This window comes from Pseudomonas sp. D3-10 (genome assembly GCF_051132175.1).
Lineage (GTDB): Bacteria > Pseudomonadota > Gammaproteobacteria > Pseudomonadales > Pseudomonadaceae > Aquipseudomonas.
The window spans coordinates 2,643,218-2,658,085 of sequence record NZ_CP071668.1; the positions used below are offsets into that span (position 1 = coordinate 2,643,218).

At 63.9% G+C, this 14,868-nt stretch carries 3 protein-coding genes; all 3 read left to right on the top strand.

The genetic code is table 11. The features are described from left to right. The 3 genes from J3P90_RS12050 (at position 1) to J3P90_RS12060 (ending at position 14,802) form a co-directional block, all read left to right on the top strand. Positions 1-1,233 (top strand): substrate-binding domain-containing protein, encoded by a 1,233-nt coding sequence (locus tag J3P90_RS12050; protein ID WP_434676442.1) that lies wholly within the window; start codon positions 1-3, stop codon positions 1,231-1,233. 203 nt (positions 1,234-1,436) lie between these two features. After that, positions 1,437-13,949 (top strand): filamentous haemagglutinin family protein, encoded by a 12,513-nt coding sequence (locus J3P90_RS12055; RefSeq protein WP_434676443.1) that lies wholly within the window; start codon positions 1,437-1,439, stop codon positions 13,947-13,949. Between the two features lie 253 nt (positions 13,950-14,202). Then, positions 14,203-14,802, top strand: a complete 600-nt coding sequence (locus J3P90_RS12060; protein WP_420763758.1) for a transposase — start codon at positions 14,203-14,205, stop codon at positions 14,800-14,802. The last annotated feature ends 66 nt before the right edge of the window (positions 14,803-14,868 follow it).

The window sequence follows — 14,868 nt, forward strand, 5'->3', positions numbered from 1 at the left end:
ATGTTCAAGCGCAACGTTCTCGCCGTTTCCATGGCCGTCGCCGGCCTTTGCTCTGCCCAGGCCATGGCCGCTGTCGTCGGTGGCGGTGCCACCCTGCCGCAAAACCTGTACGGCGTGCCTCCGACCGGTGGTGTCGCGGCCCCCGTCGGCATCCTCAACGGTCCAGCGCCACAACCGGCCTTCGACAACTACGTGGGCGTGGGCAGCGGTGGCGGCAAGACTGCTTTCCTGACCAACAACTCGGACGTGCTGGTCTGGAATCTCGACGGCAACTCGGCCACCGCCCTGGAAAAGGTCTACGTTCCGGCCGTGACCGTTGACTACGCCGGCAGTGATTCGATTCTGTCCACTGCCGAACTGACCACCTATCGCGCCGCCCACCAGTCGCCAGCCGTGCCAACCGGCAACGCTGCCAACTGGGGTCCGATCATCCAGATTCCTGCCGAAGCTACTTCGGTCACCGTTCCGTACAAGTTGACGCTGGCCAACGGCACTGCGGTCAACAACCTGAACCTGACCAGCGCCCAACTGTGCGACATTTTCTCGGGCACCGTCACCACCTGGAACCAGGTCAACAGCACCTACCCGACCACCCCGATCAAGGTCTACTACCGTGCTGGCAGCAGCGGCACCAGCGAGATCTTCACCCGTCACCTGAACAGTCAGTGCCCGACCAAGTTCACCACCAACGGTACCTTCACCACGGCGGTCGGCACCGTTCCGGCGAACGCCACTGCCGTGACTGGCAGCGCCGCGATGGCCAGCACCGTCTTGTCCACCGAAGGCGCCATCGGCTACGTCGGTCCGGAAGACGTCAACGCCAGCAGCAACGCCGTGGTCGCTCGCGTCAACGGCAACCTGCCCACCGTCGGCAACGTGACTACCGCCCTGAGCACCATCGCTCCGCCAGCCGCTGCTGATCGTGGCCTGCCGGAAAACTGGGCCAAGGTCCTGCCTAACCCGGCGACGGGCTACAGCATCGTTGGCTACACCTTCCTGGTGTTCAACCAGTGCTACAAAGACAGCACCGATACCGCGGCTGTACGTGACTTCATCGGTCGCCACTACACCCTGTCCGATGCCAACAACAACGACGATGAAATCATCGCCGCCAAGCTGATCCCGATCACCGACACCTGGAAAACTGCCATTCGCAGCACCTTCTGGACCGCCAGCAACTCGCTGTCGGTGGGTAACGCCACCGCCTGCAACGGCATTGGTCGTCCGCAATAAGCCCTGATTAGGGTTCGCTCCATGAACCGGCAACAGCTTCGCGCTGTTGCCGGTTTTTCGTTTCAGGCAACCGCCCGGCAGATGAACATTGCGTGACAAAAGTTCGGTCGCGACGGCTTCAACCTGCCTTGGAATTAGTCATTTGTGCGCCTCGTCCCAGAGGTCGCTATCGAATTCGCCCTGCGTAAAAAGGATCCGTAGTGATGCGTTGCCGCCCCCAGAAAGCCACTCGCCGTAATGCTGATTCCGCCGCTGTGCCGTGCCTCAAGCCCTTGGCCCAAGCCATCGCCTTGCTGTTGCTGGCCAACCCCGCCTACGCAGCGACCAGTTTCAGTTCGGCCTGGTTCGCGGCCAAGGGCGCGGCTCCGGCGGCGGGCCCGGCCAGCCCCAGCGCGCCTCGCCCTGGAACGCCTCCACCGCTGGCGCAGCAGCAACGGGTGCAGCAGCAGTTGGGCCGTTCGCTGGCGAACATGAACAGCACGGTGGCGGCCATTGCGGCCAGCCAAGCTGCCCAGGCGGCAGGACGTGCGGCTACCTTTGGCGCACCGCAAACCATCCATAACGGTTTGGGTGGCAATGGCCTGAACGCGGTGATTGGTCCGGACGGCAAGCCGCTGTTCGTCAACGCCAATGGCCCGGTACAGACCGATGCCAATGGCAAGGTCGTGGTGACCGTCAAGCAGACCGCCGACAAGGCCATCCTCAACTGGGACACGTTCAATATCGGCCGTGACACCACCCTGGCGTTTCAACAGGACGCCAGTTGGGCGGCGTTGAACAAGGTCAACAACAGCACCGCGCCGAGCCAGATCCAGGGCCAGATCAAGGCCGACGGCACGGTGATGATTCTCAACAGCAACGGCGTGGTGTTCAGCGGCAGCAGCCAGGTCAACGTGCGTAACCTGGTGGCGGCCGCCACGGATTTCAGCGACGAACAGTTCAAGACCGGTGGCCTCTACAACGCCAACGCGGCGAGCTTTACCAACGCCCAGGGCGGGATCCGGGTGGAGAAGGGCGCGCAGATTTCCACGGCCGCCCCGAGCAAATCGACCGCCGGTGGCGGCTATGTGTTGTTGCTGGGCAAAAACGTCGACAACGCAGGCACCATCAGTACCCCGCGTGGACAGACCGTGCTGGCGGCGGGCGGCAGCTTTACCATCAAGAAGGGCTTCGCCAGCGATGGTAACTCGACGTCGACCACGCGCGGCAATGAAGTCATCGCCCACCAGGATGGCGGCACGGGCGCCGGCCGGGTGAGCAACACAGGATTATTGATGGCGGCCAGCGGTGATGTGACGCTGACCGGCAATCAAGTGCGGCAGAACGGCGTAGCCGTGGCCAGCACTTCGGCGGACACCCGTGGCACGCTGCACCTCACGGCGCGAGGCAGCGATGCCAGCGTGGCCCTGGGCGAGGGCAGCACCACGGCGATTCTAGTGGATGCCAGCGCGAAGGCTCTGGACAGCCAACGCGACAGTGCCTTGAAACCGATCGTCAGCCAGGACGGCAAAGTCATTCCAGCGGACACCTATCGCCGCGACCTGTCCCTGGTGCAGATCGACAGCGCCGGCAGCGTCGATTTCCAGAAGGGATCGATCACCCTCGCCACGGGCGGTCAGGTGGCGGTGAACGCCGGCACCCGCAGCCTGGTGCGCGACGGTGCGGTGATCGACGTCTCCGGCGCCACCGGCGTCAAGGTGGCGATGGAAGCCAACAGCATCAAGGTCAACATCCAGGGAAACGAGCAGCGCGATGCCGCCGGCAACCGGGATGAAGGTGCGTTGAACAACAATGATGTTTGGGTGGATGCCCGAGAGTTGGTATTCGTACCCGCCGGCACCAACGGCTACGCCACTGATCGCTGGTACACCGCCGGTGGTCTGCTGGAAGTCAGCGGCTACCTCGGTACTCAGGGCCACAGCGCCGCCGAATGGATGGCCCAGGGCGGCACCGTGAGTTTTACCGGTAATGATGTGGTGACCCAGGCCGGCTCGCAGGTCAATCTGTCCGGCGGCACGCTGGATGTGCAGAGCGGCACCGTCAAGCAGACCTGGCTCAAGGGCGCCGATGGCCGCTTGTATGAACTCAACAGTGCGCCTGGGGACATGCTCTACACCGGGATCTACAAGGGATACGAAGACCACACCCAGCGCTGGGGACAAACGAAGTATTACTACAATCCCTTGATTGCTCCACGTTCGCGCCAGGAGACCGGCTACACGGTCGGCCGCGACGCCGGCACCCTGGTGATCGGGACTAAAAACGCGGTGCTCGAAGGCACGCTCGCCAGCGATACCTTCCAGGGTGACCGTCAGACCCGCGCCGCCCAGGCCGGCCTGGATGGCTACCAGCAATCGCAGAAAGCGGTGGCCCGTGGCGGGCAGTTGGTGGTCGGCTCGTACGTGCCGTTCTACGTGAAGGAAAGCGGCACTGTGGAATATGCCCTTGGCGCCACGGCCAATACCTTGAAGAACGTGATCTTCGGCCAAGACGCGGCGGGCGTTGCCGGTAGCGTCGGTCTGGACGGTGCCTTGCCGACGGATCGCCAGGGCACGTTGTACCTGGACAGCAACCAGCTCAACGGCTTCAAGCTCGGTGCCGTCAAGGTCGCTGCGAGCGAAGGCATCACAGTCAACGGTGCGTTGCAGGTGGCTCCGGCCGGTTCCATCAGCCTGTTTGGCCCGAAGGTGGCCGTGAATGCCAATCTTACTGCCCACGCTGGTGCCATTCAGGTAGGCAGGGATTTCGTCCAGGTCGACGGCACGATGCCAGTTGCCGGCGCGTCCTCGGTCAGGGTGGCTGACCGGGTGCGTCTGGATGCCAGCGGGCTGTGGAGCAATCTACAACTGGACCCTGGCGATATCAGCGCCTTGCCTTACCAGAACGGCGGCAGCATCGCCCTGAAAGCCGGCGGCGCCATCGTGCTGGGTGCCGGCAGCGTGCTGGACGTTTCTTCCGGAGCGGCACTGCTCAACTCAGGCAAGTTCCAGGGCGGCAAGGGCGGCGATGTCACCTTGAGCACTCTCACGGGCGAATTGAGCCTGGGCGGCGAATTGCGGGGCCAGGGTGTAAAGGGCGGCGGCACCCTTCAAATGCAGGCCGGTAAAGTGCTGATCAGTGACACCGCGACGTCGGCGGCGGAAGGTACCTTGCTGCTCCATGGCGACTTCTTCAAAAAAGGCTTTTCCGCCTACGACATCATCGGCAACGACGGCCTTGAGGTTGCCGAGGGCACCCGGGTCGATGTCACCATGCCGGTTTATCGCCAAGGTGCTGGCGCGCCTGGGGTCGCCACCGGTGGTGCATCGGGCAGCGCGCTGGAAACCTGGACGCCGCCGCTGTACCTCGAAGACGCCAGCAAGGGCGTGCTGACCCAGCGCCAGGGTGCCAGCCTGTCCTTGCAAGCCGGCAGCCAGCAAACCGGCGCGGCGAATGTCGCCACGGCTGACCTGCTGGTGGGCAAGTCGGCGGTGTTGAATGTCGACCCCGGACAAGCGATCCGCTTGACGGGCATTGGCCAAATCACCGTGGACGGCACCTTGAATGCCTGGGGCGGCTCGATCACTGTCGGCTCCGCGCCTGGGCCGCAAGCGGCGGTCATACCGCCCGGTGACAACTTCAAGTCGATCTGGATCGGCGAGAACGCGGTCCTGGACGTAGCCGCTCGCGCCGCCACCGCCACGGGTACCAGGGGGACCCAATACGGGTTCGTGCGTAACGGCGGAAGTATCGTCATCGGTGGTGAAATCGACCATGCGACGGGCGACGGCGGCGGTATCGGAAAATTCATCGTGGTGCGCGAAGGCGCGTTGCTCGATGCTTCGGGTGCCCAGGCGGTGCTGGATGACGCGGGGCAACGCCGAGTGGTTGCCAGCCACGGCGGCGACATCAGTTTTGGCTCGACCAGTGGGCTTTACCTGGACGGTCAGTTCAAGGCTGCCGCCGGCGGTGCCGGAGCGGCGGGCGGGAGCTTGTCGGTCGGGCTCGGGGCGACGGTTTATTTGAACAGCTCGGATTTGCCGGACAACCAGCGCAAGACTCGCGAACTGATTATCGAGCAGCACCATTCCGCGACGGGTATCACGGCCGGGAGCGCGCCAGAGCAGGGCGCCTCCCTGCTGGAGCACGGCTATGCACGGCTTGCGGTGGATCAGGTCGAGGCCGGCGGCTTTGATACGTTGTCCCTTTTCAGTACCGGTCTGCTGACCTTCGATGGCAATGTCAACCTGACGATGGCCAATGCGCTTCAGCTCTACGCGGGTGCGTACGGCATGGCGGAGACAGCGGCGGCGGACTCGGTGGTCAAACTGCGCGGTAACTATGTGCGCTTGGCCGGCGCGCAAGATAATACGACCGCCGGGGCTGACAACAGCAGCACCGGCATAGGGCTGGCGCCTTCGGCACGACCTGCCGCAGGGCAGTTGTTGGTGTCAGCGACCGGGTTGCTTGAGGTTCGCGACGCGGTGAGGATCGGTGGCAGCGGAACGCTGACGATGGCCCAGGGCGAAGTTCGAAACGTCGATCGTCGTGGTTTTGCGGATTTGCAATTGAACAGCCAGGGTGACATTCGGATGGCGAGCAGCCAGGCCGATCATAAAATGTTACTTCGAACGCCCGGCGTCCTGGGCCTCACCGCCGCGCAGATCTATCCCGGCACCGGCGTGCAAGGGACGCTGACCGCCAAGCGCATGGACATAGGCCGCAACGGCTCGGCGATTCCCTCGGTGCCTTATTCCGCGTTCGGCGAGTTGCGGCTTGAAGCGGATGTCATCAACCAGGGCGGCATTCTGCGAGCGCCATTGGGCAACCTGATCATCGGCCAGACGGCGCTGGAAACGGAGGGGCGACCTGGCAGTGACGTGAACCTGCTGTCAGGCAGCCTGACCTCCGTCAGCGGCGCGGGGCTCGTCATGCCCTATGGCGGAACAGCGGATGGCAAGTCCTACGTGTTCGATGGCGTGACGCTCGACAAGAGCCTGCTGCGGCCCGCCCTCAATGGCGTGCCGGGAAAGATAGATCTGGTGGGCGAGACCATCGACGTCGCGGCGGGAGCCGTGGTGGACGTGTCCGGTGGGGGTGAATTGACCGGCGCCGGGTTCATCTCGGGGCGTGGCGGCTCCACTGACGCGCGCTTCAACCCCTTGGTGCAGTTCGGTTCGGACGGTTTCCTGTTACCGGCACTGAGCAGCAACCCGGTCTACGCCATCGTTCCTGGCGTACAGACCGGCTATGCGCCCGTGGGCGGTGAAGCCGGCGCCGTCGCCCCCTTGGCCGGCCAACAGATTACCCTCGGTGCCGGCGTCCCCGGCTTGCCGGCCGGCACCTATACCTTGCTGCCCTCGACCTACGCGCTGCTGCCGGGTGCGTTTCGCATCGAGGTCAACGGCCTGGCCGGGCAGGGCGGGGTGGTGCCGACCCAGGCCATGCGTAACGGCTCCTGGGCAACGGCCGGTACCCTCGGCATTGCCGGCACCGGCGTACGCGACAGTCTGGCGAGCCAGGTGATCGTCACCGCGGCCGATACGCTGCGCCGCTATTCGCAGTACAACGAGACCAGCTTCAGTCAGTTCGCCCTGGCGGACGCGGCGCGCCTGGGCGTGCCCGCCGTCCTGCTGCCCCGGGATGCCAAGGCGTTCAACGTCACGTTCGAGCGCAACCAGAGTGACCAACCGAGCTTCAGTTTTGCCGGCAAACTGCTGAGCAAAGCAGCCAAAGAGGGTCGCGGCAGCACCACCTCACTCACGTTGGTCAGGGCCGGGGACCTGGAAATCATCAAGGCTGGACAGGTAGCCAACGCCGGATTGAACGGTGTAACCCTGACCGACGATGCGGTGAATGCCATCGGCGCCAGCAGCCTGTTCATCGGCGGTTATGCCTTGGCCCGCTATGGCCAGGGCGGTAACTTCCTTGAGTTCGGAGATGGTAATGGCTCCGTCGCCAGGACCCAAAATATCACCTTGCGCAGCGGCGCGACCTTGCGGGCACCTGAAGTGTTCCTGGTGACGTCCAGCCCGAATGGCGGCATCACCGTGGAGCAGGGCGCGTCGATCAATACGCTGGGCATGGGCGCCGTGGCCCGTGACTCGCGTGATGGCTATCTCTACAACCCCGGCCGCAACAGCGTGCTCGCCGTCTCCAATGGCTACGTGAACATGCTGGCGCCTGCGGCGCCCAACCCGATGACGCCGGACAGCGCACCTGGCATTATCCGCATCGGTGTATGCGATGGTGTTTGCAGCGGTACAACCCGTTTGTACTCCGAAGGCACCATCGCTTCGGCCACGGACAATCGCTTCGAGCTGACGGATGCCGTACGCTTCGGTACCCGTAACCTGACCCTGGCGGTTGGCGGCATCAACGTTGGCAGCGCCGAGACCCTGGCCGACCTGGCGTCACGCAATCTGTTGCCCAGCGGGCTGACACTCAACCAGCAGGTGCTCGACCGCCTGTTGCAGGGCGATACCAGCGCTGGCGCGCCGGCGCTCGAAACCCTGGTGCTGGGCGCGCGCGATTCACTGAATTTCTATGGCAACGCCAGCCTCGATACCTTTGACGCTGTGACCGGCAAGTCGCGGCTCAAGGAATTGGTGCTTGGCACTCCAGCGATCTATGGCAAAGGCAATGCCAATGAAACGGCGCTGATTCGCACCGGTAACCTGATCTGGAATGGGGTGCAAAACGAGGCTGGCAGCATCGTGGCCGGCGGCGCGGGCACCGGCACGGGCAACCTGCAGATCGATGCCCAACGCATCGAGTTTGGTTATGCCCCAGCCACCGAGTCCAAGGCGGCCAAGGCCTATGACCGGCTTGCACTGGGATTTGCCAACGTCAATCTCAACGCCAGCGAACGCATCACCGCCAACCATAAGGGTGGCCTGCTGGTTTACCAGCGTCAGGGTGAATACATCACAGGCAAGGGCTTCCAGTACAGCGGCGGCAACCTGAACATCCTCACGCCGTTGATGACCGGCGAGGCCGGGTCGGTCAACCGGATCACCGCAGGCGGCAATATCCGCGTCAGCGCGCCGGCGGGCAGTCGCCTGCCGGTGGCCAGCGCCGACAGCTTGGGCGCCGAGCTGGCGTTGAACGGCAAGAATGTGCGGGTCGAAGGCAACGTGGTGCTGCCCAGCGGCAAGCTGACCCTCAGCGCCGAGGATGAATTGACCCTCACCGATGCCGCGCGCCTCGACCTGGCCGGACGCAAAGTCACCTTCAACGATGTCAACAAGTACAGCTGGGGCGGTGACCTGATCCTCGAAAGCCGCAACGGCAATATCCTCCAGGCCGCCGGCTCGGTGATCGATCTCTCCGCCGTGAACAACCAGGCCGGGACCCTCAAGGCCACCGCGTTGGCGGCGGCTGCAGGCAAGGTCGACCTGGCGGGCACTGTTCTCGGCAGCAGCAGCGGCTACTACGATGCGGGTGGCACTGCTGTGCCCTACAAGGCCGGCAGCGTGGACATCCGCGCCCAACGCCTGGGTGACGCAAGCCTGAGCGAGGATTTCGCCGCCCTCAACCAACGCCTGAACCAGGGCCAGGTCTTCGGCGGCCGCAGCTTCCAGCTCAAGCAGGGTGACCTGGTGATCGGCGATGGGCTCAAGGCCGGCGTGATCAGCGTGTCGGTGGACGGCGGCAAGCTGACGGTCAACGGCACCGTGGACGCCAGTGGCGAGCGCGTGGGGTCCATTCGCCTGGCGGGCAAGCAAGGCTTGACCGTGGGCGGCAACGCGGTGCTCGACGCCCACGGCAGCGTGCTCCGGGTAGACAGTTACGGCCAGATCATCGATTCGCCGAACCGCGCCATGGTCGAGCTCAGTTCCGGAGATGGCCTGCTGACGCTGGCCGGTGGCGCGCGCATCGATTTGCGCCATGGCACCGCCACCACGGTCGGCCACGACGGCAAGGCCCGTGGCACCCTGGAGCTGAATGCGCCACGCCTGGGCGGGGCCACGGCCGGCGACATCGCCATCGACGCCAGCGGCAACCTGAACATCCAGGGCGCCAAGCTGATCGCGCTCAATGGCGTGCAACGCTACGACGATGCCGCCTACGGCACCGACCCGGCGGCCAGTGGCCGGCCGTACCAAGTCATCAATCAGGACTACCTCAACGGTATCCATGACGACAACCGCGACTTTATCGACAATGCCTTGAACAACAATGCCTTACGCGATGGCAAGCTGGCGGGCCTCAACAATGCCGCCTATCGCAACGCGTTCCACCTGCGCCCCGGCGTCGAAATCGTCAGTGCCACCGCCGACGGTGACCTGGTGGTGCAGGGCGACCTGGACCTGTCCGGCTATCGCTACGCCAGCCTCAATCCGCTGACACCCCAAACGTCTGTATACGGTTCCGGCGAAGTCGGCAGCCTGGTACTGCGTGCCGGGGGCGACCTGACCGTGCTTGGCAGCATCAACGATGGTTTCGCGCCGCCGCCAGAAACACCGGACGACGATGGTTGGGTGTTGACCCCCGGCAAGCAAATGTTCAACGGCGATGTGATCGTGCCGCGAGCGGGCATTGAATTGCAGGACGGCACCACGTTCCTGTCCGGCGCGACCCTCAACTACGACCTGCCACTGCAAGCCATTACCCTGGCCGCGGGAACCCGCCTGCCCGTGGACGGCGAGTTGGCCGAAGCGATTTCATTGCCTGCCGGCACTGTTTTGGCGGCAGATATCCGTTATAGCGATGGCCGTGTGGCCTATGCCGCCGGTACACGCCTGACGGCCGATCTGACCGTGGCTCAAGGAATGGTCCTTGGAGGTGGTTCGGTGTTGATCGGCGATACCGCCTTGACCGGATTGGTCTGGCCAAAAGGTGTGGCCCTGCCCAGCCGTCCGGCAAGTTCGGTGACAGTTCATAGCCCAAGCACCGTGGTTCAGGCGGGCGCGCTGCTCTTGCCTTTGGGCGCGCTGATACCCGCGGGTACCGACGTGAAGCTGGCCGCAGGCGTGGAAAAAATCAATCTGCGCGGCGGCGATGGCAAGGGCCGTAACTGGGCGATAGCCCCGATGTTGGCCGAGGGCTCGCAGTCCTGGTCGTTGCGTGCCGTGGCGGGCGCCGATTTGCAGGCCGCTGATACCCGCCTGGCCAATCCTTATGCCGAGCATGGACGCTTCACGGTGGCCGACACTCACTATGGAATGCTGGCTAAGGCGGGTGGCTTGGTGTTGACCGATCAAGCCTCGCTCGACTATTACGGTGACTTGAGCTACTCCGGGCGGCCTGTCGCCGAGTTGGCTGACCTCTACGGCATAAGCGTCGACGAGTTCTGCGGGCAGGGGGCAGGGCTCTGTGTCGCTGCGGGGCGGACGTTGACCGAGCAAGCCTCGCTCGACTATTTCGGTGACCTGACCTATGCCGGTCGGCCCGTGGCGGAGTTGGCGGACCTGTACGGTATGTCGGAGGACGAATTCTGTGCCCAGGCGCCGGGGTTATGCGTCGGTGGGAGCGTTTACACCTACGTGGTGGGCACCAGCAGCTTCAGTGTGCTTCGTACCGGTACCGGCGATCTGGACCTGGTCAGCGCAGGTGATTTCAGCATGCAATCGCTGTTTGGCATTTATACCGCGGGCACGTCGTCCTTGAGCCTGGCCGACTCGGCGGCGTACAACCTTGCGCGAGGCGTCTCGCTGAATAACGCCGGCCTGCCGACTGACTCGATCCTGGGGAACGGTGACAGCCCTTATGAACGCTTGGTGGATGGCGGCGCAGACAGCCGATATCGCGCATGGTATCCAGACCATGGCGGTAACCTGCTGCTGTCGGTGGGCGGCGATTTGGCAGGTGACATAGTCGGCAGAAAACAAAGTACTCTCGTGACCGAAGATGCACCGCAGATGGAGAGCTCGGGGGTTGGGAATTGGTTGTGGCGCCAAGGCGATGGTGACGGTACGCCTACGGCCTGGTGGATCAATTTCGGCACCTATGTGCCCCATGGCACCGATCCGGTACTGAACGGTTTCACCGGTATCGGTACCTTGGGCGGCGGCAACGTGGATGTGCGAGTCGCGGGAGATGCGGGCATGTTGGCGCCCCGTGGGGAGCGAGGCGAGCAGGGCGCCAGTCGCAGTCAGGGGATAGTCCTGGCGGTCGGCTCGACCGGGCGCATGGTGGACGGTCAATTGAAGTTCACGGGTGGCGGTGACCTGTCGCTGGCAATAGGCGGCGCGCTCAACCCTTCACTGGAGGCTAGGGCGTTTCTCGACTTAGCCGGCCAGCCGGTTGATTCGCGCCATGACATGAATGGCAGCCTGACGAACTTGCGGGGTTCGCTGAGGGCCAGTGCCGGTTCGTTCGGCGGCATGGAATTGATCAACGGTCCGGACAAGGTTTCGCAGGACCCCCGAGAGATCCGTGCCTACAACCCATACGATGCAACGATGGCCAGCGCGACCGGTGGACTGTTGCTGGTACCCGGCGATGCCACCGCCAGTCTGGATGCCCGTGGCGATCTCGTGCTTGGCGCCGCAGTGGACCCGGGCCGTGCGCCGACACGAGCCGTCCAGTCGGTGGACCTGGGCGGCGGGACCAGAGGCCCCGGATATTCCTGGTTCAGCCTGTGGACTGACCATACGTCTATCGATCTGTTTGCCGCTGGAGGGAACCTTACGCCTTCGACCCAAGGCGCAGAGCTTTCAACTGGCGTCAATATCGCCACGCCTCGTGGCGGTATGGACTATTCACCGACCGACGGGCGTTTCGTCTATCCGTCGATTTTGCGGGTAGCCGCGCCCTCAGGCAGCCTGTATTACGGGCCCTCATCACGTGGGGTAGGGGGCTTTGTGACCCCCTATTCCTTGATCCTGGCGCCTGGAAACCAGGCGCAGCTGGAGTTTCTCGCTGGGGATTCGATTTATGCGGGAGGCTACGCAATATCACCCACCCGTGCTCCGGAAAGCAGCCTGACGACCCCAGACAATCCTGCGTTCTATTACAGGGACGAGTCGGGCCGGCTGTATGGCGATCTGGAAGGGGCGAGTGTGAACCTCTCGCTACCCAGCAGTATCGGAATGGGCTTGTTCGCGTTTGGCGGTACCGGTGCAGACGGAGATTACCGAGGGGGCGATCAGCCAGTGCGCTTTTATGCGGTCAAGGGCGATATCGTGGGTTTGCGCACGGGCGAAATGATTGCCTTCAGTTCCGGCCCAAGAGCTGGCGAGACGTGGTACGAGGCCGCCAGTCCCGCATGGATCATGGCGGGGCGGGATATCGTCAACAGTGGTGACATCGCGGGCACTTTACTGACGCAGTTCGAAACCCGGCCCACCAGCACCGGCAACCTGTTCGTCCACGATGACCCCACGGACATCTCCATTGTCTCCGCCGGCCGCGACATCCTCTACAGCACCTTCAACGTTGCCGGCCCCGGTACGCTGGAAATCAGCGCCGGGCGCAATATCCTGATGGAAGACCAGGCCGCCGTGACCAGCCTCGGTCCGGTGAAAGCCGGTGACAATCGCCCCGGCGCAAGCATCGTGATGCAAGCCGGTGTAGGCGCCGCCGGGCCGGATTACCTGGGCTTCGTGCGGCAATACCTGGACCCGGCCAACCTGGCGGACGCCGGTGCCGGCCTGGCCCAACAGCCGGGCAAGGTGGCGAAGACTTATGAGGTCGAGCTGGCGGCGTGGCTGGCATTGCGGTACGGCTTCGACGGCGATACCGAGCAGGCACAGGCCTACTTCGCGGCATTGCCGTCCGAACAACAGCGGGTGTTTGCCCGCCAGGTGTATTTCGCCGAACTACGTGCCGGTGGCCGCGAGTACAACGATGCCAGCAGCCCGCGTTCCGGCAGCTACCTGCGCGGTCGCAACGCCATCGCCGCGTTGTTCCCCACCCACGACGTGGCCGGCAATGCCTTGGCTTACCAGGGCGACATCACGATGTTCGGCGGCGCCGGGGTGCACACCAACTTCGGCGGCGATATCCAGCTGCTGACGCCCGGCGGGCAGCAGGTGTTTGGTATCGAAGGCGAGGCCCCGCCGTCCAGTGCCGGGGTCATCACCCAAGGCACCGGTGACATCCAGTTGTTCAGCAACGGCAGCGTGTTGCTGGGACAAAGCCGGATCATGACCACCTTCGGCGGCGACATTCTCGCCTGGTCGGCGACCGGGGATATCAACGCCGGTCGCGGCTCGAAAACCACCCTGGTGTACACGCCGCCCAAGCGCGTCTACGACGACTGGGGCAACGTCACCCTGTCGCCGTCGGTGCCGAGCACTGGCGCCGGCATTGCCACCCTCAACCCCATCGCCGAGGTCGCGCCGGGCGACATCGACCTGCTCGCGCCGCTCGGCACCATCGACGCGGGAGAGGCGGGCATCCGGGTCTCGGGTAACATCAACATTGCCGCGTTGCATGTAGTGAACGCCGCCAACATCCAGGTGCAAGGCAAGTCCAACGGCGTGCCGGTCAGCGCGGTGGTCAACACTGGCGCACTGACCAACGCCAGCTCCGCCGCAGCGTCCGCGAGCGATGCCGCGGAAGGCGTCGCGCGCGAGCAACAAGCCGCGTCGCGCAACCGTATGCCATCGGTGTTCAGCGTGCAGGTCCTGGGCTTCGGCAACGAACGTCTGGCGCCGTCCCAGGAAGGCGCCAGCCGGGCACCGGACCCTGAACCGAACAACAGCGTGCGGGTATTGGGCGCCGGACGGTTGGACGACCAGGCGCGTAATCAGTTGACCCCGGAGGAACAGCGCAACCTGACGCTCTAAGAAACATCAAAAAAACCCCGGGCGACAGGCAACTGTCGCCCTTTTTTGTGGGCGCTCGGTCGCTGTCGGTAACCGTTCATGAAGATTCGATGACAAAAGTTCGGTAGTGGCAGGTGGCCGGGGTCAAGGTTGTGTGAAACGGCAACGGCGCAGGAACGCCGTGGACGAAAAGGCCTTATGCAGGGAAGCCGGACAACTTTTTTCTGGCGCTATTTCGCGCTGGATGCCAGGTGTGACAGGGGCATTGGGGTCTATGGAAAGTTACTCGAAAGTGGGCATGCAGGAGCTGGACCAGCGCCTGTCGAAAATTGTTGAAGCCGCGCGCAAAAAACCGGTCTCGGTGTACCGCTACGGCGCGCCTTGGGTGTGGATTGTGTCCCAGGACGATTGGCAGAGTGCCTTGAAGGAACTGTCCAGCTACGTGCCGCCAGGTCATTCCCTGGTGATGTTGCGCCCGCAAATCGAGGAGCTGCTGGAGGCCGCGTCCGAGCCCTTGCAGCAATGGGCCCGGGAACACCACATCCAGGTGCCGGTACCGGCCTTGATGCTCGCGTTGCTTTTGCAACTGCTGTACTCGCTGCCCAGTGAAAAACAGTTGTACGAGCAGCTCAATTACAACCTGTTGTTCCGCTGGTTTGTGGGCCTTGAGCTGAACCAGCGGGTCTGGGCGTTCTCGGTCTTTGTGCGCGATATCGGCGAGCTGCTGGACAGCCCGCACGCGGCGAAATTGCTCGAGCGCATCGTCAGTGAAGTGTTCTGCGGCGACCTGATGCACATGCCGGAGTTTTCGCTGAACTTCGCCTTGTTGCACACCTGGCTTTCCAGGCACGCAGGCCATTCCAAACGCAAATAAACCGTCAGGCAACAACACGATGCAAAGCGGCGCGTCATGCGGCGCGCGGCTTTGTAGCAGGCGCTG

Coding starts and splice junctions, on each gene's coding strand:
- J3P90_RS12050 (WP_434676442.1), top strand. CDS start 1: ATGTTCAAGCGCAACGTTCTCGCCGTTTCCATGGCCGTCGCCGGCCTT.
- J3P90_RS12055 (WP_434676443.1), top strand. CDS start 1,437: ATGCGTTGCCGCCCCCAGAAAGCCACTCGCCGTAATGCTGATTCCGCC.
- J3P90_RS12060 (WP_420763758.1), top strand. CDS start 14,203: ATGGAAAGTTACTCGAAAGTGGGCATGCAGGAGCTGGACCAGCGCCTG.